The sequence below is a fragment of the Candidatus Krumholzibacteriota bacterium genome (assembly GCA_016931295.1).
GTDB lineage: Bacteria > Krumholzibacteriota > Krumholzibacteriia > Krumholzibacteriales > Krumholzibacteriaceae > JAFGEZ01.
In genome coordinates, this window is record JAFGEZ010000019.1 from 1 (window position 1) to 23,660 (window position 23,660).

The following is a 23,660-nucleotide window of genomic DNA, read 5'->3' on the forward strand; positions in this document are numbered from 1 at the left end:
CGGCTGGGGGCTCGTCCGCGCCTCGAACACGCAGCCCGTCCTCGTCCTCCGCTTCGAGGCGAAGACGGAAAGGGAACTCGGGCGGATCAGGGGGGAGATCGCCGACCTGCTCGGCGAATACGTCGACGTCCGGGAACTCCGCTGAGTTTCCGGGAAAGTGAGCGGCTCATCGTGTACGCGGTCATCATCGCGGGCGGACGCGGCACCCGGTTCTGGCCGGTCAGCCGAAGCAAAAAGCCCAAACAGTACCTCGACATCACGGGCGAGGGATCGATGATCTCCGTCACCCGGCGTCGGCTCGCCTCACTCGCTTCTCCCGGCAAAACGTTCGTTCTCACCGTCGCCGACCAGGTGGATCTCGTCCAGGGCGAATGTCCCGACATCCCCGGGGAGAACATCTTCGCCGAGCCGGCGGGACGGAACACGGCGCCCTCGCTCGCCGTCGCCGCGGCGATGGCCCGCCGCGGCGGAGACGAACCGATGCTCTGCTGCCCCGCGGACCATCTCATCGCCGACACCGGCGCATTCCACGGGATCGTCGCCGCGGCGGCCGCGGTCGCCGCTGAACGCGAGGCGCTCGTCACCTTCGGGATCGCCCCCACCTTCCCCGCCACGGGCTACGGCTACATCGAGGCGGGGCCGCTCGCGGGAGAGAAAGCGGGGCGGCTTTTCCACGAGGTAACCCGTTTCCACGAGAAGCCCGACGCAGACCGGGCCCGCCGGTACGTCGAGCGGGGGGGGTTCTACTGGAACAGCGGGATCTTCTGCTGGAGACCGTCGATCTTCCTCTCCGCGTGGGAACGCCATCTCCCCGACGGGGTAGAACCCCTCGATCGCATCGCGGCCGCCCTCGGCACCGATGAGCTCGCCGAAACGGCGGCCGCCGAGTATCCTCGGATGCCCGCCGTCTCCGTCGATTACGGGATACTCGAGAAGGCGGAGAACGTTCTCGTCTTTCCGGCCGATCTCGGCTGGAGCGACGTCGGTTCGTGGGACGCCCTCGCCGACGTTCTCGACCGGGACGGCGACGGCAACGCCGTCGCCGGAGGCTGCGCGGCGATCGACAGCCGGCGCTGCCTCTTTTTCAACCCCGGCGGTTTCACCGCCGCGGTGGGCGTGGACGACCTCGTCGTCGTCGTCGAGGGATCGACCGTCCTCGTCTGTCGGAAGGGGGACAGCCAGCGGGTCCGCGAGCTCATCGACGCCGTCGGAAAAGCGGGCCGGGACGATCTGCTCTAGAACCACGGTCGCAAGGAGGTCACGATGCGACGCGCCACAGCCATGACACTGATACTCGCCGCCGCCGCGCTGCTGACGGCGGGATGTTCCCGGAAGGAGAAGGATCTCGAGATCACCTCCGGGATCGCCGCGCGGGTCGGCGACGCCACGATCACCGACCGCGAGGTCGAACTCCGCCTCGACCGTCTCAATACCCAGCAGAAAAGCGAGTACGCCGGCAAGCTCGGCAGGGCGCGTTTCCTCGACATGATGATCGACGAAGAACTCATCTACGAGCAGGCGAAGAAGGAGCAGCTTCACCGCGATCCCGAGATACGGCTGCAGATCGCCCTCTCGGAAAAGGCGATCCTTCTCGCCGAGTACTACCAGCGCGTCATCCGGCCGCGTATCGAGGTGACAGACGAGGAGATCGAGGCCTACTACCGGGACAACGTCGAGGAATTCACCACGCGCACCCTCATGCGGGCGCAGCATCTCTTCACGAAGGATCGCGCCAAGGCCGACGAGTGGGTGCGCAGGCTCCGCAACGGCGAGGACTTCGCGAAGATCGCGAGCCAGGAATCGGAGGACGAGACGACGTCGCTCGTCAACGGCAACCTCGGGTACTTCAATCCCGGCGGATACGTCAAGTCGATCGGCTACTCGGACCGATGGTCGGCGGCGGTCGAACAGCTCGAGGCGGGGGACGTCAGCGGCGTCATCCCCTTCGAGAAGGGCTTCTCGATCGTCAAGGTCAACGAGAAGACTCCCGCGAGGGTCCAGGATCTCTCCGAGGTGCGCAAGCAGATCATCGAGACGCTCCAGGACCGCAAGGGGAGGGCGCAGTTCTATCACGCCCTCGAGGAGCTCAGGAAATCCACCCGGATCGTCAACTACGCCCGCGAGGAGTACGTGAAGACCCTGCGCAGCGCCCGCGAGCTCTGGGAGGCGGCGCAGCTCGAGAACGATACGGTGCGACGTATCCAGTTCTACCGCGACATCGTCAACGCCTATCCCCAGGATCCTTACGCCCCGCAGGCGCTCTTCATGATCGGCTTCACCTACGCCGAGGAGCTCAGCGACCACGTGAACGCCCGCAAGAGCCTCGACGAACTGATCAGGAACTACCCCGACGCGGATGTCGTCGAGTCGGCCCGCTGGCTCATCGACAATCTGCAGAAGCCCCACCCGAAGTTCCAGTCGGTCGACGAGATGCGCGACGCGATGGAGAACGGGCAGGAGAAGGAGTAGCGACGAGCCATGGCCGTCCGTGAAGCGAAAGTCGGCGGTGTCGCCTGGGACCGGGAACGCGAACATCCCGTGATCCTGCTCGGCGCCGGGGAGGACGACGAGGTCCTTCCCATCTGGGTCGGTCGCCCCGAGGGGTCGTCGATCGCCGCCGTGCTCGCCGGGCGCTCCTTCGAGCGCCCGATGACACACGACCTGATGCGGATCATCGTCGACGTTCTCGATGCGGCCGTCGACCGCATAGAGATCACCGGCATCCACGAGGACACCTACTTCGCCCGCATCGTGCTCAGACGCGGGGAGGAGGAGTACTACCTCGACGCCCGTCCGAGCGATTCGATCGCGCTCGCGCTCAGGGCCGGGGCCCCGATATTCGTCGACGAGGAGCTCTGGTCCGCCTGCAAGCGGCCGATCGCGATCGAGTCGGGCGCGGACGCGCCCGAGACCGAACGCGGACCGGGACGGTTCGAGTGGTGAGGAGACGGCGATGATCGGCGAATTCGAGGGAAGGAAGCCGACGATCGGCAGGGACGTCTACATCGCCCCCGGAGCGACGGTGATCGGCGACGTCGTCCTCGGCGACGGCGCGAGCGTCTGGCACGGCGCAGTCGTCCGCGGGGATTGCTGGCGCATCCGTATCGGCGCGCTCGCCAACATCCAGGACGGCTGCGTCCTCCACGTCACCACGGGGGGGCCGCCGCTGGTCGTCGGCGACCGGGTCACCGTCGGGCACCGGGCGGTTTTGCACTCGTGCGAGATCGGCGACGACTGCCTCGTCGGCATGGGGGCGATCCTTCTCGACGGAGTCGCCGTCGGCGAGGGAAGCATCGTCGCCGCCGGATGCGTCCTCCTCGAGGAAACCGTCGTCCCGCCGCGCTCCCTCGTCGCGGGGATCCCGGGCACGGTGAAAAAGACGCTGGATGAGAAGACAATCGAGGCGCTCCGCGGACAGGCCGACGAGTACCACCGTCTCGCGCGCGCCTACCTCGGGCTCGGCGAGTTTCCCCTGCCGGAGGAGACGGTATGAGACGGGTTGCGGCGATCCTTTTTTCCGCCGTCTTCCTCGCCGGCTGCGCGACCCTTCCCCCGAAGGCGTCCGAGGAGCCGCTGACCGGAACCGAGATCCTCGCCTCGCTCCGCGCCGCCGAGGCGGCCGGCGATTTGAACGAGGTCCGTCTCGCGGGAATGCGCTTTCTCGGGCGGCGTTCCGACGATGCGATCGCGGACGAGGTGCGGCTCCTCGTCGCCGCCGCCGACACCGAGCTCGGATTCTACGGCGATGCGTCGGATCTCCTCCAGCCGATCGTTTTCGCCGGACGGGGGGACGCGAACGAGGGCCGCGCGCTCGCCCTTCTCGCGAGGGTTCATGCCGCCGACGGGGATTTCGAGGCGGCGGCGGGGCATCTTCTCCGGGCGCTCTCGACGCCGATCGACGGAACGGCCAGGGCGGCCGCCGAGGCCTCCCTCGCCGGGGCGGCGGCACTCGTCGACGCGGAGGCGCTCGACCGCCTGACCCAAACGCACGCCGGCAGGCCGGGGCTCGAAACGCTCACGCGGGAGCGCCTCTCGCGGGCCTACGCGGCGGGGGATTCGGCCGCGGTCCGCTCGCTGGGCGAGGTCCTCGAGACGAGCGATGAGACCGGGCCGGCGGGATCCGTCCTCCGGATCGGCCTGATCTGCCCGCTCGCGGGGCGGTACGCGCCGCTCGGAGAGGCCTTTCTCCACGGAGCGGCGATCGCGGCGGGCGAACTCCGTCGCCGCGGCCTGACCGGGATCGAGCTCGTCGCGGCGGACACGCGCGGCGATCCGCTGTCCGCCTATCGCGCCGTCCGGCGCCTCGTCGAGGAGGAATCGGTGATCGCAGTCATCGGCGGTGTCCTCTCCTCGTCGACGATCGCCGCCGCCCAGGCGGCGCAGTGCGCCGGCGCCGTCCTCTTCTCGCCCGTCGCGACGGCGCGGGGGATCGGATCCATCGGCGAGTGGATCTTCCAGGCGTCGGGTGGCGAGGAGATCGAGGAAACGGCCGTCGCCCGCCTCGCCTGCGGGACGCTCGACGCGAGGCGCGTGGCATTCATCGCCGCAGACAACGAGCGCTCGCGGCGCGCCGCGGTGCTCTTCCGCGCCGAGGTGGAGCGGGCGGGAGGCGAGCTCGTCGCCGTCGTCCTCTACGACGAGGGCTCATCGGACTTCCGCGAGCCGATCGAGGCCGTCCGGCGGGCGGCGCCCGAGGCCCTCTTCCTGGCGTCCGAGACCGAGGACCTCTTCCTGCTGCTGCCGCAGTTCTCCTTCTACGAGTTCGGCGTGCAGCTGCTCGGCACGAGCGCGTGGAATTCCCGGCGCCTCCTCCGCATGGCCGCCAAGGACATGGAGGGAGCGATCTTCCCCGTCGAGACGGCGGGCGTCGACGAGGCGGAACGGTTCCGCGTCGCCGTCGAGCTCCTCGACAGGCCCGACATCGAGAGCAATCCCTTCACCGTCGGGGGATACGTGGGCGTCGAAACGATCGTCGACGCCGCCGTCGCAGCCGGCCGTGGCGGCGAGTCGCTCAGGCGCGAGATGGAGCGCGCGCTGGAACACCGCCTCCATCCCTACCTCGAGCTCGCCTCGAAACGAGGCGTGGCCTTTCGCACGGTCCGCGACGAACACGTCGTCGAGTTCCGCCCCTAGGACCCGTACTTGAAATTCACGAGGAAACTGATCCAGAAGGGGACGGGCCGGCCGTTCTCCGATACCGGCCTGAAGAGGAACTGCCGCACGGCCGCCAGCGCCGATTCCTCGAAACTCACGTCGCCCCAGGCGCTCCGCACGTACGCCTCGCTCACGAGGCCGTCGACGTCGACGTAGACCTCGACGACGACGTAGCCTTCTTCCCCCCTCGAGAGCGGACCGGGGGGATAGACGGGGCGGACCATCTTGAGGATGACGTAGTCCTCGCGGTAGGGCACGTCGGCGCGCGACCGGTAGGAGCGGACCCGGTCGATGCCGTCGATGTCGTCGATGGCGAGCTCGTCGGGATTTTCCGGCGCGACGGATCGTTCCCTCTTTGCATCGTCGTTTGTTTCCGGGTCCTCGGGCTCGTTCTCGATGACGATGCGCTCGACCTGGCGCTCGTGGAGCTCCTCGCGCGTCGTTTCCCGCAACAGGCTCTGCTCGTCGATGATCGTGATGACGGCAACGTCGTTGGCCGGACCCTCGTAACCGACCTGCATGATCCGTTCGACGACGCGCAGCCGCTCGACGGTGACGAGGAGGATGACGATGACGAGGAGGGAGACGGGGACGAGCAGCACCAGCCGGCGGTTCATCCTGCGGTCGTACTCTCTGATCCTGGCCATATCGCTCCCCCGGCTAATATGCCGCCCGAAGCGGAAGGATGTCAAGCCGGGTCGCTACGGCCGCCGTTCGATCCGAAGCGTGTCGACGGGGGAGACGTCGGCGTCGAAGAAAAGCGCCGTCTCCCGCCCGTCTGGCCAGGCGCAGCCGAGGACATGTCGCCCCGGCGTCACGCAGGTGAAACGGACGACTCCCGTTTCGTCGGTCTCGAGCGAAACCGTTCCGTCGAGGCAGACGAGGGCGCCGGCGACCGGGAGACCGCCGTCCGTCGCCACGACCGGTCGCTGTGCCGTTCGTTCGTCGCCGAAGAAGGCGACGAGGGCGGCGAAGAGGCGCTCCGCCTCGATCGCGGGCCGGGCGTGATGGGAGAAGAGTCTCTCCGCGTCGCCCTCGACGGGGCCGCTCCTCGCCACGCAGGCGGGGCAGTTCGTCTGCTGCAGGAAGGGGTCGGTTGCCTCGCCGACGGCCGTCTCGCGGCAGGGGGGCAGACCGGCGAGCGCGTCGGCCAGCAGGCGGGCGAGGGCGGCCCCTCGCAGGCTGCCCGGGTAGTGCCGGACGACGCAGGCGTCGTTGCCCGAGGCGCGTCCGATGCGAAGCGCCGCGTCCACGCCGGCCGCGTTCACGCGCGCGACGCGATCGTGCGGCGAGAGGGTTTCCTCGCCGCGGCGGACGAGCAAAACCCGCGCGCCGGAGGCCTCGAGCATCGTCGCGAGCCGCCGCGCCGTCTCGATGTTGACGTCGGCTCCGCGGAGACGCCCGTCGCCGAGGCCGTCAAGGTCGGCGCCGCCGCCCGCCGCGTCGACGGCGACGGCACGCCCGAGGAGACATCCGCCGAAAAGGGGCTCGAGGCGGAGCAGGACGCCGATCGTGTCGCCGGGCGCCTCGATCCGTTCGGGAAGGTATCCCCGCGCCGAGACGAGAACGAAGCCGCCGCCGACGGGGAGGGAGAGCCTGCCGGCCCGGTCGCCGGTCGACGAGACGCCGGGGAGGCCGGCGGCGACGGGAAAGGGCACCGGGTCGCCGCTGCGGGCGTCGAGGACGAGCGCCGGCGTGCCGCCGTCGCTTTTCCCGAAGCGCAGCGTGTCCCGCCGCGACGCCGCGGAAACGACGAAAGGACCGTCGGCGTCGGGCACGATCATCTCGATCCGCCCGGCACGGCTGCGTCTTTCGACGAGCGCGCCGCCGGGAAGCGTCGTCGTGACAAGCGTCCCGTCGGCAACCGCCCGGCCCTCGGCGTCGAGGACGGCGACGCCGATCCGCCAGCGGCCGTTTCGTTCCCGCTCCGCGGGAAGGGGGAGCAGGTGGACGGCCGGGCGCGCGAGGAGGAGGGTGGCGGGCGCGCTCGCCACCGTCGCGCCGCGGGCGCTGCGGATCGAGCCCTGCACCCTCATCGGTTCGTTCGGGGCCGAGGCGGGGATCGTCCAGCGGATCGACCCTCCGTCGAAGACGGCCGGAACGGTGCGATCGTCGACACGCACCGTGGCGCTCGACGGATCGAGCGGGATCCCCGCGGCGGGCACGGCCCGGAAGAAAACCTCGGCGGGGGCGGAGAGCGTGTCGGTCGCGGGAAGGAGCCGTTCGACCGTCGGGACGCCGCGGGAGAAGTAGCCGACGAGACCGAGGAAGAGCGCCTCAGCCTCGAGCCGCTGCTTCTCGGCGAGCCGCAGGCGATCCTCGACGGCGGGATTGGAGAGGTAGCTCGCCTCGGTGAGGATCGCCGCGCCCGCGACGGAGCGGCGGAGGACGAAGTAGTTGCCCGGCCGGATCTCTCCCGAGGGGATGCCGAGGTTCCGGGCGAGGTGGAGGAGGACGTCGCGTCCCAGCTCGAGCGAGGCTCCGGGGTCGTCGCCCCGGTAGTAGACCTCGATGCCGTTCCGTCCGCGGTCGCGCGCGAAAGAGGCGTTGTGGTGGATGGAGAGGAAGACCTCGGGGAGGAAGGCGTTCGCCTCCTCGATCCGCGCGGCGAGGTCGTCGCGAACCTCCGTCCCGTCTTCCGGAAGGAAATCCCGATCGGTGGTCCGGGTCAGGCGGACGTCGGCTCCCGCGTCGTCGAGCATGCCCCAGAGGTGGAGCGCGACGCCGAGGTTGACCTCGGCCTCGGCGAGACCCCCGCCGCCGCGGGCGCCGTCGAACTCGCCGCCGTGCCCCGGATCGACGACGATCCGCCTGCCGGCGAGAACGCCGCGATCGAACGCGGCGGGCTCCTCGGACAATCGCTCGTAGAGTCGGTCGTAGCCGTCGCCGCCGCCGCAGCCGACGACCGCGGCGAGGGCGAGGACCGCCAGCGTACCGAGCCGCCTTCCCTGTCTCATCGCACGCTCCTTTCCCGGTTCCGTCCCCATCCTATAGCAGACGGGCCGCCGCTCCGGCAAGGAGCGATTTCGCAGGCGGGTTCCTCGAAACGGCTTCAGGTGGCGGGGGGCAATATGTTGTGAAAGTTATTGACCGGACACACTACATATGGTAGAAATCGTCGAAATCAACGACGTGAGGAAACCCCCGGATACGGATATGTCGAACATGGGATCGCTCAGGAACCTGCCCGCCGTCGAGCGGGTGCTGGAAGACGAACGGATCGCCGGACGCCTCGGCTTCTTTTCGCGCGCCGGCGTCACGCGCCTCGTGCGGGAGGCGATCGCTTCCCGGCGGGAGCGTCTCCGCGACGGGACGGAGGCGGCGGTCGATCGCGACGCCCTCGCCGCCGCCGTCGCCGACGAGGTGGTTTGGCGCCTCGAACGCCTCGAATCGAACCGGCAGCGCCGCGTGATCAACGCCACGGGCGTCATCCTGCACACCAATCTGGGACGGGCGGTGCTCGGCGAGGAGACACGGCGCGCCATCGATCTGGCCGGCGCGGGGTACGTCGATCTCGAGACCGACCTCGAGACGGGGGAGCGGGTCGAACGGTGCCGGCGCGTCGACCGTCTCTTCTCGCTGATCCTCGATGTCGAGGACGCGCACGTCGTCAACAACAACGCCGCCGCCGTCCTGCTCGCCGTGCGGTCCCTCGCCGGCGGGGGCGCGGTCGCCGTTTCCCGGGGCGAGCTCGTCGAGATCGGCGGCTCCTTTCGCCTGCCGGAGATCCTCGCCGCCGCCGCGGGACGGGTGATCGAGGTGGGCACGACGAACCGGACCTTCCTGCGCGACTACCGCGCGGCCGTCTCGGAGGGCGCCACACTCCTTCTCAAGGTGCACACGAGCAACTACCGCGTGGTCGGCTACACGAACGAGGTCTCCCTGCAGGAGCTGGCCGGACTGGGCCGCGAGGCGGGCGTCGCGACGATGTACGACCAGGGGAGCGGCATCCTCTATCCCCTGGCCGGCGAGGGGATCGCGGGAGAGGAATCGCTCTCCGAGGTCCTCGCTTCCGGCGTGGACCTCGTCTCGTTCAGCACCGACAAGGTGCTGGGGGGGCCGCAGGGTGGCGTCGTCGCCGGGCGAGGCCCGCTCGTCGACCGGATGCGCCGCGACCACCTGGCCCGCGCGCTGCGCGTCGGCAAGCTCACCCTCGCGGGGCTGGAACGCGTCCTCCTGCATTACTGGCGGAACGAGACGGATGCGCTGCCGGCCATCGGGATGATCACGGCCGACCCGGGCCGCCTCGGCGAACGGGCGGAGGAACTCGCCGGGCGCCTCCGGTCGATTCCCGGCGTCGGCGTGTCGGTCAGGGAAGGGGAATCCTCCATCGGCGGCGGGTCTTTTCCCATTAATCCCTTGCGGACGGTTCTCGTGGAGATTACTCTACCCTCCGGGCAGCCCGCGCGGCTGTCCCGGTTTCTTCGCGGGCAAGATCCCGCGATCGTCTGCAGGATCAAGGACGAACGCGTGCTCGTCGACCTCCGCTCGGTCGCCGCGCACGAGGACGGGATACTCGCACAGCGGCTGGCCGAGGGGATCGGACGCACCGCGGAGGAGGGATGAGCGGCATGTCGGACAGCGAACGGAAGCACGCCTGCGGGGCGGGGCACGACGCCGTCGAGGGCGGTTACTCGATCTTCATCGACGGCGAGACGATCGCCTCCTTCATGGAGGCGGGGGATTTCTCGTCGGCGCGGGAACTCCGTCACTTCGAGGAGATCGCCGCGGCGGTCGACGGCCGGTCGGCCGCGGAGGCGGGCGTCTCCCTGATGGCCTTCTCGGTCACCGCGGACCGGCTCGCGCGGGATTTCACCGTCGTCAACGTCGCGCACGTGCTCGCCAAGCGCGGCAAGCGCGTGCTCGTCGTCGACTGCGATTTTTTGGAGCCCGGGCTGAGCGGGTTCGTCGAGAAGGTCGAGGACCTCGGTTTCCTGGACCTGCTCCTCTACGGCTCCTCGCTGAAGACGGTCATGCGGCCGACGGGGATCGACGGCGTGAGCGTCACCGGGCCGGGATCCTTCCCCGTCACGAGGACCGTTCCCTTCGCCCGCAAGGAGTTCGCGAAGGTCAGGGGACACCTGGCCCGTTCGAGCGACGTCGTCATCTACTGCTCGACCCTCTACACCGAGGAGGGCGAGACCAATCCGCTCGCTTCGCTCGTCGACGGCCTCGTCCTCTGCTGCCGCATCGACGAGATGGAGGAGGGGCAGCTCCGGCGGTCGATCGACGACCTGGACGCCGGCCTGCCCCCGGCGGAGCTGGTCTGTTTCTGCGCGCGCGGCGGCGAGGCGCCCGCGGAACGGACCCCGGCGGTGGCCGAACCCGCGGCGCCGGACCTCGTTTTCACGAAGGTTTCGGACGGGGAGACGGGGCATCACGGGGAGACGGCGCCCGGGGATGAGACGGCGCGGGACGAGGAACCGGGGCTGGACGGGGAACCCTTCTTCGATGACGAGGAGGAGATCGGCGACGAAGAGGAGCGGACCGGCGTCAACCTGCCGCGCGTCGTGACGATCGCGGTCGTCGCGATCGTCGCCGGATTCCTCGCGTGGTGGTTCTTCATCGAGCGTTCGGTACGGCGCGACGAGGAGCCGCCGGTTCAAGCGACCGCCGGGGAGACGGTCGTCCCGCCGTTCGCCCTAAACGACGCGTCGGCCGGGATCGATGCGGCGGAGGAACAGGCGCCGGAGGAGACCGGAACGACCGGCGACGCGGGATCGCCGGCCGGGGAGCCGGCGGAGGCGACGACCGTTGACGCCGAGAACGGCGGGGACGGAGCCGCGCGGGAGACGCCCCCGGCAGCCGCGCCGGCCGCGGCGGGGCTGTATACCGTGCACGTCTCCTCCTTCCGCGACGCGGCGCGCGTCACGCGCGAGATCGAGTACCTGAAGGCGAACGGCTTCGACGCGACGACGGTCGAGGTCGACATCCGGGGAGAGAGATGGATACGCGTCCTCGTGGGATCCTTCGAGACCGTCGAGGACGCGAATGAAGCGAAGCTCGAACTGCTGTCGCTCAGGCGCGTCGCGGATGCGCGGGTGATCAGGCGGCCGGTCGAGTAAACCGGGGAGACGTTCCGATCCTGAAGAGAGGGCAACAGTGAGCCTGTCGAGACTGGAACTCGTCGGATTCAAGTCGTTCATGGCGCCGGTCACCATCGATCTCAGGAAGGGGATCACGGCGATCCTCGGGCCGAACGGGTGCGGCAAGACGAACATCGTCGACGCCGTCCGCTGGGTGCTCGGCGAGCAGAGTGCCCGGCAGCTGCGATCCAGCAAGATGGAGAACGTCATCTTCAACGGCACGCAGAAACATCGGCCGACCGGTTACGCCGTGGTCAACATGACGCTGAGCAACGAGAAGGGGTTCTTTCCCGTCGACTACTCGGAGATCATGATCACCCGGAAGGTCTATCGCTCCGGGATCAGCGAGTATTTCATCAACAAGGCGCCCTGCCGCCTGAAGGACATCAAGGAGCTCTTCGCCGACACGGGGACCGGATCCCACTCATACGCCGTCATCGAGCAGGAGATGGTCGACTACGTCCTCAACGACGCCCACGGTGAACGCCGGCAGATGTTCGAGGAGGCCGCCGGCATCGTCAAGTACCGGATGCGGCGGGAAGAGGCCAAGCGGAAGCTCAAGCTGACCGAGGGGGATCTCGTCCGCCTGGAGGACATCCTCGAGGAACTCGACGCGCAGGTGCGTTCCCTCCGGTACCAGGTGGGGAAGGCGAAGCGGTACGCGAGGATCGTCGACCGGATCCGCGCCTGGAGCGTCATCAAACTCAGGCGCAACCTCTCGGCCCTCGTCGCCGGGAAGCGCGAGGCCGAGGCGGCCCTCGGCGAACTGCACGACCGTTCCTGCCGCGGCGACGATTCGCTCGGCGACCTCGAGCGCCGCGTCGAGGAGGGGAAGTTCGAGATCGTCGAGCTCGAGAACCGTCACACCGACCGCCAGAACGCGCGCTACGGGATCCGCCGCAACATCCAGACGGCCGAGGAGAAGGTGATCCAGCTCACCGAGCGCCGCGGCGAGGCGGAACGCCGGATCGAACGGGCCCGGCGCGAGATCGAGGAGGCCCGCATCCGCCTGGAGAAGATCGCCGAGAAATCCGCCTCCGCCGATGCCTCGAAGGCGTCGGTCGAGGAGCGGATCCGCGAGGTCGGCGAGAAGGTCAACGCGCTGAACGGCGAGTTCACCAGGATCTCGGCGTCGATCGATTCCCTCAAGTCCCGGCTGATCGAACTCAAGCAGACCGAACTCGACTTCCTCCAGGACCAGGCGCGCGCCCGTTCGGCGATCGAGCATTACGAGAAGCTCCTCGCCGATCTCGACGCGCAGGCCGCGGAGATGCGCGGCCGCGTGGTCGATCTCGAGGGGGAGACGATCCGGCGCGCCGCCGTCCGCGACGAGCGCGCCGGCGAGCTCCTGCGTCTCGAGGAGCGACTCGCCGCCCTCGCCGCCGAGCGCGAGGAGATGGAACAGGCGAAGCGCGAGGCGGTCGATCGCCTCGGCGAGACCGAGCGGGAGCTCGCCGGATCGCGCACAGACGCCGCGCGCCTCGTCTCGCGGCACGATCTGCTTTGCCGCATGCAGGAGGAATACGAGGGCTATCCCGGCGGCGCGCGGTACGTTCTCACCAAGGGCGACGAGCGGGTGCGCGGCCCTCTCGGCGACCTGATGCGCGTTGGCGAGAAGCATCGCCTGGCGCTCGACGCCGTTCTCGGCGGCGTGATGGACGGCGTGGTGATCGACGGCATGACCGGCGCCGCCGACATCGCGCGCGAGCTTCTCGAGAAGCGGACCGGGGGGGCCCGGCTGCTCGTCGGGGACGCCGGCAAGCGGCCGGATGCCGACCTCGAAGCGCCTCCGGACTCGATCGGCCGCCTCGTCGACGTCGTCGAGACCGACGAGGCCGGACGAGAGCTCGCCCGGCGGCTTCTGGGGGACGTCGTCCTCTTCGAGGACATCGACGCGGCGATCGCCTGGGCCGCCGGGGGCGGCGACGCGGTGACCCTCTCGGGGATCCATATCGGCCTGCAGGGGATCTGCTTCGCCGGGACGCCGGGAGAGGAGATCTCGCTTCTCGCCCGCGGCGAGGAGATCGAGCGGACCGGCCGCGCGATCGCGGAGCTCGAGGAACGGATCGAAGCGCTCGAGGCGGACTCTGTCCGCGAGCGCGGGAACGCGGCCGAGCTCGACGGCCGGGGGAAGGGCGTCGCGAAGGAGATCGAGGAGATACGCGCGGCGATCTCGTCGAAATCGGCGGAAGTGCAGGTTGCCGACCGCGGCCACCTCACCGTGAAGGAACAGTGCTCGATGCTGATGCAGCGCCTCGAGGAGACGGAGAGGTCGCGCGTGGAGATCCTCTCCAGTCTCGAGGAGACGAGGCTTTCCCTCGAGATGAGTCGCGAAAAGGGCGAGGTCTCCGAGGTCCCCGAGCTCGAGTCGCGGCTCGCCGGGCTGCAGGAGGAGCGAAGCCGGCAGGAGGCCGAATTGACCGATCGCAAGGTCGAACTCGCCTCGCTGCAGGGCTCGATCGACCGCACGCTCGAGGAACTGCGCGGTCTCGGCGAGATGAGGGAACAGTTCGCGGGGCTCGTCGCCCAGCGCGAGACGGAGATCGTCGACTCCGAGCGGGAGGCGGCGGAGCTCGCCGAAGGCATCGAGGCGGAGCGGGGAGGCGTCGGCGCTCTTCTCGAGGAGGAACGGGCCTGCCAGGCCGAGCTCGAGACCCTCGGCGGCTCGCTCGAGAAGCGGCGCGAGGCGGTCGCGGCGATCGAGAAGGAGCTCAAGGAACTGAAAAGCGAGCGCGACGGCGTGATCGCCCGCGAGAACGAATTCCGCGTGAAGCTCTCCACGATCGAGGCCCGGATGCGGGAGCTGATCGATCGCGGGAAGGAGATGCACGAGACGGACCTCTCCTGCTATCTCGAGGGAACCGAGCTTCCCCTCACCGACGAGGAGCGGGCGGTGACCGACGAGATGCTGGAGAAGGAGAAGGAGAAGCTCGAGCGGATCGGTCCGGTGAATCTCGCCGCGGTCGAGGAATACGAGGAGAAGAACCGGCGGCTCGAGTTCCTCACGGCGCAGCGTGACGATCTCGTCAAGGCCCGCGAGGAGCTCCTCGAGGCGATCTCCAGGATCAACCGCCAGGCCCGCAAGATCTTCGTCGAGACCTTCGAGAAGGTCCGCGGCTTCTTCGGCGAGACCTTCCGCGTCCTCTTCGAGGGGGGCGACGCGGCCCTCTCGCTCGAGGAGGGCACCGACCCGCTCGAGGCGGACGTCAAGATCGTCGCTCGGCCCAAGGGAAAGCGCTTCCAGGACATCTCGCTCCTCTCCGGCGGCGAGCGGGCGCTGACCGCCATGGCGCTCCTCTTCGCGCTCTACAAGGCCAAGCCGAGCCCCTTCTGCATCTTCGACGAGGTCGACGCGCCTCTCGACGACGCGAACATCCAGCGCTTCGTGCGGATGCTCAAGAAGTTCTCCGAGGACACGCAGTTCATCATCATCACCCACAACAAGCGCACGATGGAAGCGGCCGACCGCCTCTACGGCGTCACGATGCAGGAACGGGGGGTCTCGAGCGTCGTCTCGGTCGACCTCACCGACGTCGAGGACGTCATGGAGAAGAAGCGGCCGGCGTCGGCCGGCGTCCTCGCCGGAGCGGCCGTCTCCAGGCAGTAGGACGATTCCGCGATGAAAACCTTCTTCAGGGGACTCCGCAAGACGAGGGAGCGTTTGTTCCGCCCCCTGCGGCGGGCGCTCGCCTCGGGCAGCCTCGACGAGGAGACGGTCGAGGAGGTCGAGGCGCTCCTCTACGGCGCCGATCTCGGCGTGGAGACGGTCGAGCGGATCGTCGAACGCCTCCGGGAGCGGATCGGATCCGGAAACGGCGACCACCTGCAAATCGTCGCCGACGAGATCCGGTCGGTCATGGGCGAGGTGCCCTCGCCGCCGGTCGCCGCCGGCCGCCCGCGCGTGATCGTCGTCGTCGGCGTCAACGGCGTCGGCAAGACCTCGACGATCGGCAAGATCGCCCGCCGGTTCAGGCGCGAGGGCGAGAGCGTCCTGCTCGCCGCCTGCGACACCTTCCGCGCGGCCGCCATCGAGCAGCTCGAGCTCTGGGGGGAGCGGGCGGACGTTTCGGTCGTCAGGCAGACGATGGGAGCGGACCCCGCGGCGGTCGCCTTCGACGCCGTCCAGTCGGCGGCGGCGCGTGGGATCGACATCGTTCTCGTCGACACCGCCGGCCGTCTCCACACGAAGACGAACCTCATGGAGGAGCTCTCCAAGATCGTTCGCGTCGTCGAGACGCGCATCGAGGGGGCCGCCGTCGAGGCCTGGCTCGTTCTCGACGCGAACGCCGGGCAGAACAGCGTCCGGCAGGCCGAGGTCTTCACCGGAATCCTTCCCGTCACCGGGCTCGTTCTCACGAAGCTCGATTCCACCGCCAAGGGGGGCGTCATCGTCCCGATCCAGCGCTCGCTCGGCGTCCCGGTCCTCTGGGTCGGCGTGGGCGAGGGCCTGGACGACATCGAGCCTTTCGACGCCGCCCGGTTCGTCGATTCCCTCCTCGAGGAATGACGCCGGCGGCCGCGCTTTTTCCGCAGTGGGATCCTCCGGCGCGCCTGAACGCACTCGCGCCTTGACACCGCGCGATCCCTCTATTACCATAGGAATACGCGCGCCGGTCTCCCCGGCGCGCGCCGCGAAACCTTCGGGGCAGGGTGAAAATCCCGACCGGCGGTCACAGGCCGCGAATGAGCCCCTCCGGGGCTCACCGATCCGGTGGAATTCCGGGCCCGACAGTCACAGTCTGGATGGGAGAAGGTCGCGACGAGCACGCCCCCCGCGGGCGCCGCCCGCCCCTGTCCGTTTTCCCGCAACCGCCCCGCACGTCACGGCGGAGGACCGGGCTCCGCCGGGAGTATCCGTGGACCGCGACAGCCATCATATGCAGCGGGCCCTCGAGCTCGCCGCCCGCGCAGCGGGACGGGCCTTTCCGAACCCCCTCGTGGGCGCCGTGGTCGTCCGGGACGGCGAGATCGTCGGCGAGGGTCATCACGAGGCCGCCGGTCGGCCGCACGCCGAGCGGGTCGCGCTCGGGGAGGCGGGCGAGAAGGCGCGGGGCGCCGAGATGTACCTCAATCTCGAGCCCTGCTGCCACCACGGCAGGACGCCCCCCTGCACGTCGGCGATCCTCGATGCGGGGGTGCGCCGCGTCGTCTTCTCGATCTTTGATCCCGACGACCGCGTGTGCGGCGGCGGCGCGTCGATCCTCCGGGCGGCGGGAATCGAGGTGTGCGTTGGCGTGATGGCGCGCGAGGCGCTCGAGCTGAACCTTCCCTACGTGCACCGCAAGATCGCCGGGCGCGCCTTCGTGCTCCTCAAGCTCGCCGCGACCCTCGACGGCAGGCTGACGGCGGAGGGCCGGACCCGGCTGACCGGCGACGACGCGCGCCGCCGCGTCCATCGTCTCCGCGCGTGGGCCGAGGCGATCGCCGTCGGGATCGGCACGATCCGCGCGGACGATCCGCTTCTCGACCGCCGGTTCGCGCCGGAAACGCCGCCGCCGCCCGTCCGCATGGTATTCGACTCGACGCTGTCCTTTCCTCCCGGCCACCGCTGGCTCGCCGCGGGAGAACAAACGATCGTCTACTGTCTCGAGGACGCCGATCCGATCCGCCGGCGGGCGCTCGAGGCGGCGGGGGCGGAGATCGCGCCGCTGCCCGGGCTCGGCGGGCGGATCGATCTCGCCGCGTGGCGCGGGGACGTGACCGCGCGCGGCATCGTCTCGGTCCTCGTCGAGGGGGGGAGCGAGGTGGCCGGATCGATCATCGCCGACGGGCTCTTCGACCGGCTCGCCCTCTTCTACGCGCCCGTATTCGGCGGGGCCGAGGGGGCGCCCCTCTTTTGCGGGGAACGCCCCGGGTGGCTCGAGGGAAACGAACTGCTCCCGACCGCCGTCGAGCGGATCGGGGACGACCTGATGGCGGTCTACGACCGCGCGGCGGTCCGCGGCTACCTGGACCGCGTAACGACGGAGGACGAACGTGTTCACGGGACTCGTTGAGACGACCGGCACCGTCGTCTCGATGCTGCGCCGCGGGAAGGGCGCGCGGCTGACGGTCCGCACGTCCCTCGATAACATCGCAGCGGGGGAAAGCATCGCGGTGAACGGCGTCTGCGGCACGGCGGTCGAGCCGCGCGGGGGGCTCTTCTCGTGCGACGTGCTCGCCGAGACGCTCCGCGCGACGAATCTCGGATCGCTCCGCCCCGGCCTGCTCGTGAACATCGAGCGGGCGCTCCGCGTCGGCGACCGCTTGGGCGGACACATCGTGAACGGGCACGTCGACGGCACCGGGACGGTCGAGCAAATCGCGCGCGATCCGCGCTCGATCCGGATCCGCGTCGACGACGGCCTCTTCCGGTACATCGTCGCGAAGGGCTCGGTGGCGGTAAACGGGGTGAGTTTGACCGTCGGGCCGGATCCGCGGGGGGGGCGTTTCGACGTCTTCATCATCCCGCACACGTGGGATTCGACGAACCTGCACGCCCTCGACGCGGGGCGCAGGGTCAACATAGAGGTCGATATCGTGGCGAAATACGTGGAACGGTTCCTCGGGGACCGCGGGTGACGGCCGGTTCGCGCCGGCCGGGGACGAGAGGTGAGTGCAACGTGAGCGACTTCAGCAGGATCGAGGATGCGATCGATGACTTCCGCGACGGCCGCATGGTCGTCGTCGTCGACGACGAGGATCGGGAGAACGAGGGGGACATCATCATGGCGGCGGAGAAGATCACGCCGGAAGCGGTGAACTTCCTCGCCACGAACGCGCGCGGACTCGTCTGCGTGGCCCTGCTCGGGGAGCGCCTCGACGATCTGCGGCTCGGGATGATGGTGCAGGAGAACACGGCCAAGCTGGGGACCGCGTTCACCGTCTCGGTCGACGCCGCGCGCGGGACGACGACGGGGATCAGCGCGCACGACCGCGCCGTGACGATCCGCGCCCTCGTCGACCCGGAGACGACCCCCGGGGACCTCGCCCGGCCCGGGCACATCTTCCCGCTGCGCGCCGCGCGGGGCGGGGTGCTCCGCCGCGCGGGCCACACCGAGGCGGCCGTCGATCTCGCCCGGCTCGCCGGTCTCCAGCCCGCCGGCGTGCTCTGCGAGGTGATGAGCGCGGACGGATCGATGGCGCGGACGCCGGAGCTCCTCGAACTCGCCCGCGAGCACGATCTGAAGATCATCACCGTCTTCGATCTGATCCGCTACCGCAGGCGCCGCGAGAAGCTCGTGCGCCGGCGTGCCGAGACGACCCTGCCCACGCGGTACGGGGAGTTCCGGCTGATCGCCTACGAGGGCCTGCTCGACGGCTCGGAGAGCGTCGCCCTGGTCATGGGGGAGCCGGCCGTGCACGTCTCCGCGCTCGTGCGCGTCCACTCGCAGTGCCTGACGGGGGACGTCTTCGGCTCGCTGCGCTGCGACTGCGGCGAGCAGCTCGCCGCGGCGATGCGGATGATCGCCGCCGAGGGCGACGGCGTCCTCCTCTACATCCAGCAGGAGGGACGCGGGATCGGGCTCGTCAACAAGGTGCGTGCCTACGCGCTCCAGGACGAGGGCAGGGACACCGTCGAGGCGAACGAGGAGCTCGGCTTCCCCGCCGACCTCCGCGACTACGGCACCGGGGCGCAGATCCTCGCCGACCTCGGGCTGCACAAGATCCGCCTTCTCACCAACAATCCCCGGAAGGTCGTCGGGCTCAGGGCCTACGGGCTCGAGATCGTCGAGCGGGTGCCGATCCAGGTGGCGCCGAACAAGCGGAACATCAAGTATCTCTCGACAAAACGGGACAAGCTGGGGCATCTTTTCACGACACTGGGCGACGAGGCCGACGGACCCGACCGGGTCGTCATCGAAAAAGGAGAGCACGATGGTTCGTGAGAAAGCCGGCACGCTGATCGGCACGGGTCTCAGGTTCGCGGTCGTTGTCGGCCGTTTCAACGAGCTGGTCACGGGGCGCCTGCTCGAGGGGGTCGTCGACTGCCTCACGCGGCACGGCGTCTCCGAGGAGGACGTCACCGTCTACCGCGTGCCGGGTTCCTTCGAGATCCCGCAGGCGGCGCGAAAGGCGGCGGAGACCGACGTCGACGCCGTCGTCTGCGTCGGCGCGTTGATCCGGGGCGACACGATGCACTTCGACGTCCTCGCCAACCAGGCGGTCAGGGACGTCGCCGCGGTCGGACGGGAGTCGGGCAAGCCGGTGGCCTTCGGCATCATCACCGCCGACACCCTCGACCAGGCCCTCGAGCGGGCGGGGAGCAAGGCGGGCAACAAGGGCTGGCAGGCGGCGCTCTCGGCGCTGGAGATGGCGAGTCTCTGGCGCGAGATCGACGGGAACTGACGGGCGGGGCCGGATGAAACGACGAAAGGCACGGGAGATGGCCCTGCAGGCCCTCTACACCGAGCGCATCTCGGGGCAGGGCTGGGAGGAGGCGCTCGCCGAGACGGTGGTGCGCCGGAAGTCCTCCGACGAGGCGGTCGAATACGCGCGCAGGCTCGCCACCGAGGTCGCCTCGCACTGCGGGGAGCTCGACCGGATGATCGAGGAGCGTCTCGAGAACTGGCGGTTCGACCGGGTGTCCGTCGTCGACCTCACGATACTCAGGATCGCGCTCGCCGAGCTCCTCTACTGTCCGGAGACGCCGACCAACGTCATCATCAACGAGGCGATCGAGATCGCCCACCGATACTCCTCGAACGACGCCGGGCGGTTCGTCAACGGGATCCTCGACCGGCTCGCCCGGGAGGTGCGCGGGGCGTGAAGCTCTTCGTCTGCTCCGACGTCCACGGCAACGTGCGCGCCCTCGACGCCGTCCTCGCCCGCTACCGCGAGGAACAGCCCTGCGACTTCCTCTTCCTCGGCGACTGCGTGGGTTACGGCCCCCACCCGGCGGGCTGCCTCCAGCGGATCGCCGGGCTTCCCCGCGCGCACCTGCTTCTCGGCAACCACGATGCCGCCCTCCTCGACGCGCGGGCGAGGGAGGACATGAACCCGCGGGCCCTCGAGGCGCTCGGCTGGTCGTCCCGGGAGATCGGCGAACGTGAGCGCGCGATCCTGCGGGAGCGCTTCACGATGCAGTGGAACGAGGAGGGGATCATCGCCGCCCACGCCTCGCCCGTGGAGCCGGAGCGGTGGACCTACGTCTTCTCCGCGGTCGGCGCGATGGAGATCTTCCACGCGCTCGATTTCCACGTCTGCTTCACCGGGCACACGCATCTGCCCATGCTGGCGACCTTCGACGGCGGCGAGGTGGAGTTTCCCGCCGACGTCCAGATCCCCGTCGACGACCGGGACCGATACGTCGTCAACCCGGGCAGCGTCGGGCAGCCGCGGGACGGCGACCCGCGCGCCGCCTGCCTCGTCTACGACACGGAGGCGGCCTCGATCACCCTCAGCCGAATCCCCTACGATATCGACGCCGCGATCGGCGATTTCCGCGGAACCCCCATCCCCGCCTTCTACGCCGAGCGGCTGCGCGAGGGGAAGTAGGAGAGGAACGTGACGACGACACGCAGAAGCGAGAAACGGCACTGGGACGATTTCTGGATCGGCGCCGGGCGGGTCGAGGAGATCTACGACAACGAGCAGCGGGTCTCGCGGCATCTCGCGGGCGCCTGCCGCTTCGCGGGGCGGCGGATACTCGAGGTCGGCGCCGGCACGGGCCGCGACGGCGTCCTCATGGCGCGGGGCGGCGCGACGGTCGTCTCGCTCGACTACAGCATGCCGAGTCTCGGCATGGTCGCCTCCCAGCTCGAGGCGGGGGACCGGGTCCTGCTCTGCGGCGGGGACGCCCTCGCGCTGCCCTTCCCCGACGGGGTCTTCGACCTGGTCTTCCACCAGGGGCTCCTCGAGCATTTCCGCGATCCCGGTCCGCTCCTCGCCGAGAACCTGCGCGTGCTGCGGCCCGGCGGGCTGCTCCTCGTGGACGTCCCGCAGCGATGGCACTACTACACCCTCGTGAAGCACGCGATGATCGCGGCGAACCGGTGGTTCGCCGGCTGGGAGACGGAGTTCTCCAGGAGGGAGCTGGAGCGGCTGCTCCGGGACCGGGGCTTCGAGATCGTCTCGAGCTACGGCGAGTGGCTCAATCCGCCGATCTGGTTCAGGATGCTCCGCCGCGCGCTGCTGCCGATCGGCCTCCGACTGCCGATGTACCCGGCCGTCTTCACCTCGCTCCGCCGCGTGTTCCGCCCCGTACGGGACGCGATCCTGCGCTCCCGGTGGGGTATGGACACGGCGGTGGTCATCGGCACGATCGCCCGCAAGCCGGAGAAAGGGACGCAGGGATGAGGATCCTCGCGATCAACTGGAGGGACATACGCAACCCCGAGGCGGGGGGCGCCGAGCTGCATCTGCACGAGATCCTCTCGCGCCTCGTGCATGGCGGGCACGAGGCCACGCTGATCGCCGCCGCATGGCCCGGATGCGAGGCGGAAGCGAGCATCGACGGCGTCCGCGTCCTCCGGCGGGGACACTGGTACGACGCCAACCTCGTTCTGCCCGTCTTCGCGCGGCGGCACATGCGCCACAACGAATACGACGTCGTCGTCGAGGACATCAACAAGCTGCCCTTCTTCATGCCCCTCTTCACGAAAACGCCCGTCGTCGCCACGATCCCCCACCTCTTCGGCACGACGGTCTTCCGGGAGGCCGGCGTCCCGATCGGCCTCTACGTGCTCTTCCTGGAGAAGTTCATCCCCCGCGTCTACCGCGCGAGCCGGTTCATGGTGATCTCCCCGAGCACGCGGGACGATCTCGTCGCCCGCGGCGTTCCCGCGGACCGGATCGACGTCATCCTCTGCGGGCTCGACCACGACACGTGGCGGCACCTGGACATCGAGCGCCACGACCGCCCGACGATCGTCCATCTCGGCCGGCTCCGCCGGTACAAGAGCGTCGAGGTGGCCCTCCGGGCGACCAAAATCGTCCGTTGCTCGCGACCGGACGCCCGGCTCGTCATCGTCGGCGACGGCCCCTGGCGGCCGGCCCTCGAGAAGGAGGCGGCGAGTCTCGGTCTCGGGGACGGCGTCGAGTTCCGCGGCTTCATGGAGCACGAGGAACTGGTCAGGCTGCTGAACCGGTCGCACCTCCTCTTCAACCCGAGCCCGAAGGAGGGGTGGGGACTGACCGTCGTCGAGGCGAATGCCTGCGGTCTGCCCGTCGTCGCCAGCGACCGGCCGGGGCTCCGCGATTCGGTGATCGACGGCGAGACGGGGTTCCTCGTCCCCTACGGCGACGAGACGGCCTTCGCGGAAAAGGCGCTCGAACTCATCGAGAACGACCCGCTCTGGCGGCGGATGAGCGCGGCGGCGCTCGCCCGCGTGAAGGAGCTCACCTGGGAGCGCTGCGCACTCGAATCGGAGGCGCTGTTCCGGCGGGTCGCCGGCGGGGGAAAGGAGGCCCGGTGAGTCCGATTGCCCGTTCCCGCCTCCTGCGGGCGCTGAAGATCGCCGTGAGCGCGGGGCTCATCGCCTTTCTCGTGGCCAGGATCTCGCCCCGGACGATCGCGTCCTCGCTCGGTCGGATTGACGGGCCGTACCTCGTCGCCGCGTCGGCCGTCTTTTTCCTGAGCTCGCTGCTCGGCGCCCTGCAGTGGCGGATGCTCCTCGACGGCGGCGGAGTGCCGCTCTCCTTCCGGCGCGCCTTCCAACTCTATTTCGTCGGCCTCTTCTTCAACAATTTCCTGCCGGCGAACGTCGGCGGGGACGCGGTGAAGATCTTCGACGTCGTCCACGACGGCAACGACCCGCACCGCGTCTTCGCCGTCACGCTCCTCGACCGCGTCGCGGGGATCACCGCGCTCTGCCTGCTCGCCCTGGCCGCCTCGACGGCCCTCCTGCCGCTCGGCGTCATCGACAACCTTCCGGTCTACATGCTCGTCTTCGCCGGCTGCATCCTGCCCGTCGCGCTCCTCGCGGCGAACAGGCGGCTCTCGGGGGGCGTCCGCCGGCTGCTCGGGCAAATCCGCTTCAGGGGGATCGGCGAGCGGATCGACTCGGTCGTCGGCCATCTCGGCGGTTTCCGGGCGATGCGGTCGCTGATGATCAGGGCGATGCTCCTCGCCATGACGGTGCAGGCGCTGCGGGTGGCCACGCACGTCCTCGTCGGCCGCGCCCTCGGGGTGACGGCGGGGGCGGAGACCCTCCTCGGCTTCTACGTGATCGTGCCGCTGCTCGGCCTCGTCATGACGCTCCCGATCTCCCTCAACGGCCTCGGCGTCCGCGAGGGCACGGGGGTCGTCCTCTTCGCCGGACTCGGGATCGCCGGCAGCCAGGCCTTTCTCATGGAGTTCATCACCTACGTCGTGCAGGTGGCCGTCTCGCTCCTCGGCGGGCTCTTCTTCCTCGCCCGCCAATTGGGCCGACGGTGACCGGCGAAAAACGCCTTTTCATTTTCCCGGAATCATAGTAGTTTTCTCGGGTTAAAGACATG

General features: G+C 69.5%; 21 protein-coding genes and 1 riboswitch. Of the genes, 19 read left to right on the forward strand and 2 right to left on the reverse strand.

Features of this window, described 5'->3' with window-relative positions; translation table 11 throughout:
* From JW876_05385 to JW876_05410, 6 genes are all read left to right on the forward strand, one after another.
* On the forward strand, positions 1–145 hold a 145-nt coding region (locus tag JW876_05385; GenBank protein MBN1884936.1), incomplete at its 5' end, for a hypothetical protein.
* A gap of 26 nt (positions 146–171) precedes the next feature.
* Positions 172–1,239: a mannose-1-phosphate guanylyltransferase gene (locus tag JW876_05390; GenBank protein ID MBN1884937.1), complete on the forward strand. Its 1,068-nt coding sequence runs from the start codon at positions 172–174 to the stop codon at positions 1,237–1,239.
* 24 nt (positions 1,240–1,263) lie between these two features.
* The gene (locus JW876_05395) at positions 1,264–2,469 is read left to right on the forward strand and encodes a peptidyl-prolyl cis-trans isomerase (protein ID MBN1884938.1); all 1,206 of its coding nucleotides are present in this window, start codon (positions 1,264–1,266) and stop codon (positions 2,467–2,469) included.
* Between the two features lie 9 nt (positions 2,470–2,478).
* The gene (locus tag JW876_05400) at positions 2,479–2,943 is read left to right on the forward strand and encodes a bifunctional nuclease family protein (GenBank protein MBN1884939.1); all 465 of its coding nucleotides are present in this window, start codon (positions 2,479–2,481) and stop codon (positions 2,941–2,943) included.
* Positions 2,944–2,953: 10 nt separating this feature from the next.
* Positions 2,954–3,493 carry a gamma carbonic anhydrase family protein gene (locus JW876_05405; protein ID MBN1884940.1) on the forward strand — a complete coding sequence of 180 codons (540 nt, stop codon included), beginning with the start codon at positions 2,954–2,956 and terminating at the stop codon, positions 3,491–3,493.
* A complete protein-coding gene (locus tag JW876_05410; protein ID MBN1884941.1) occupies positions 3,490–5,133 on the forward strand; it encodes an ABC transporter substrate-binding protein in 1,644 nt (547 codons plus the stop codon). Before JW876_05405 ends, JW876_05410 begins: the two co-directional genes overlap by 4 nt.
* Here JW876_05410 and JW876_05415 read toward each other — a convergent pair.
* Both JW876_05415 and JW876_05420 read right to left on the reverse strand, forming a co-directional pair.
* Positions 5,130–5,801, reverse strand: coding sequence for a TonB family protein (locus JW876_05415; protein MBN1884942.1), 672 nt, complete (start codon positions 5,799–5,801; stop codon positions 5,130–5,132). The genes JW876_05410 and JW876_05415 overlap by 4 nt on opposite strands.
* A gap of 54 nt (positions 5,802–5,855) precedes the next feature.
* Positions 5,856–8,111: an N-acetylmuramoyl-L-alanine amidase gene (locus JW876_05420; GenBank protein MBN1884943.1), complete on the reverse strand. Its 2,256-nt coding sequence runs from the start codon at positions 8,109–8,111 to the stop codon at positions 5,856–5,858.
* 208 nt (positions 8,112–8,319) lie between these two features.
* Between JW876_05420 and JW876_05425 the strand changes: the two genes are divergently transcribed.
* The 13 genes from JW876_05425 to JW876_05485 all read left to right on the forward strand — a co-directional run bounded on the left by JW876_05425 (position 8,320) and on the right by JW876_05485 (position 23,598).
* Positions 8,320–9,720, forward strand: a complete 1,401-nt coding sequence (locus tag JW876_05425; GenBank protein ID MBN1884944.1) for an L-seryl-tRNA(Sec) selenium transferase — start codon at positions 8,320–8,322, stop codon at positions 9,718–9,720.
* A complete protein-coding gene (locus JW876_05430; GenBank protein ID MBN1884945.1) occupies positions 9,717–11,219 on the forward strand; it encodes an SPOR domain-containing protein in 1,503 nt (500 codons plus the stop codon). Before JW876_05425 ends, JW876_05430 begins: the two co-directional genes overlap by 4 nt.
* Before the next feature lie 37 nt (positions 11,220–11,256).
* Positions 11,257–14,847 carry a chromosome segregation protein SMC gene (gene smc, locus JW876_05435; GenBank protein ID MBN1884946.1) on the forward strand — a complete coding sequence of 1,197 codons (3,591 nt, stop codon included), beginning with the start codon at positions 11,257–11,259 and terminating at the stop codon, positions 14,845–14,847.
* Between the two features lie 12 nt (positions 14,848–14,859).
* Positions 14,860–15,747 carry a signal recognition particle-docking protein FtsY gene (gene ftsY, locus JW876_05440; protein ID MBN1884947.1) on the forward strand — a complete coding sequence of 296 codons (888 nt, stop codon included), beginning with the start codon at positions 14,860–14,862 and terminating at the stop codon, positions 15,745–15,747.
* Positions 15,748–15,872: 125 nt separating this feature from the next.
* Positions 15,873–15,999, forward strand: a riboswitch (FMN riboswitch).
* Positions 16,000–16,096: 97 nt separating this feature from the next.
* Positions 16,097–17,236: a bifunctional diaminohydroxyphosphoribosylaminopyrimidine deaminase/5-amino-6-(5-phosphoribosylamino)uracil reductase RibD gene (ribD, locus tag JW876_05445; protein MBN1884948.1), complete on the forward strand. Its 1,140-nt coding sequence runs from the start codon at positions 16,097–16,099 to the stop codon at positions 17,234–17,236.
* Positions 17,217–17,801 carry a riboflavin synthase gene (locus JW876_05450; GenBank protein ID MBN1884949.1) on the forward strand — a complete coding sequence of 195 codons (585 nt, stop codon included), beginning with the start codon at positions 17,217–17,219 and terminating at the stop codon, positions 17,799–17,801. The genes ribD and JW876_05450 overlap by 20 nt, the downstream gene beginning before the upstream one ends.
* A gap of 41 nt (positions 17,802–17,842) precedes the next feature.
* A complete protein-coding gene (locus JW876_05455; GenBank protein ID MBN1884950.1) occupies positions 17,843–19,108 on the forward strand; it encodes a bifunctional 3,4-dihydroxy-2-butanone-4-phosphate synthase/GTP cyclohydrolase II in 1,266 nt (421 codons plus the stop codon).
* Entirely contained in the window at positions 19,098–19,568 is a 471-nt protein-coding gene (locus JW876_05460) for a 6,7-dimethyl-8-ribityllumazine synthase (protein MBN1884951.1), read from the forward strand. Before JW876_05455 ends, JW876_05460 begins: the two co-directional genes overlap by 11 nt.
* 13 nt (positions 19,569–19,581) lie before the next feature.
* On the forward strand, positions 19,582–19,989 hold the full coding sequence (nusB, locus tag JW876_05465) for a transcription antitermination factor NusB (GenBank protein MBN1884952.1): 408 nt from the start codon (positions 19,582–19,584) through the stop codon (positions 19,987–19,989).
* Positions 19,986–20,717 carry a metallophosphoesterase family protein gene (locus JW876_05470; GenBank protein MBN1884953.1) on the forward strand — a complete coding sequence of 244 codons (732 nt, stop codon included), beginning with the start codon at positions 19,986–19,988 and terminating at the stop codon, positions 20,715–20,717. Before nusB ends, JW876_05470 begins: the two co-directional genes overlap by 4 nt.
* A 9-nt stretch (positions 20,718–20,726) precedes the next feature.
* The gene (locus tag JW876_05475; GenBank protein ID MBN1884954.1) at positions 20,727–21,518 is read left to right on the forward strand and encodes a class I SAM-dependent methyltransferase; all 792 of its coding nucleotides are present in this window, start codon (positions 20,727–20,729) and stop codon (positions 21,516–21,518) included.
* The gene (locus JW876_05480; protein ID MBN1884955.1) at positions 21,515–22,636 is read left to right on the forward strand and encodes a glycosyltransferase family 4 protein; all 1,122 of its coding nucleotides are present in this window, start codon (positions 21,515–21,517) and stop codon (positions 22,634–22,636) included. Before JW876_05475 ends, JW876_05480 begins: the two co-directional genes overlap by 4 nt.
* Entirely contained in the window at positions 22,633–23,598 is a 966-nt protein-coding gene (locus tag JW876_05485; protein ID MBN1884956.1) for a flippase-like domain-containing protein, read from the forward strand. The genes JW876_05480 and JW876_05485 overlap by 4 nt, the downstream gene beginning before the upstream one ends.
* Positions 23,599–23,660 lie beyond the last annotated feature (62 nt).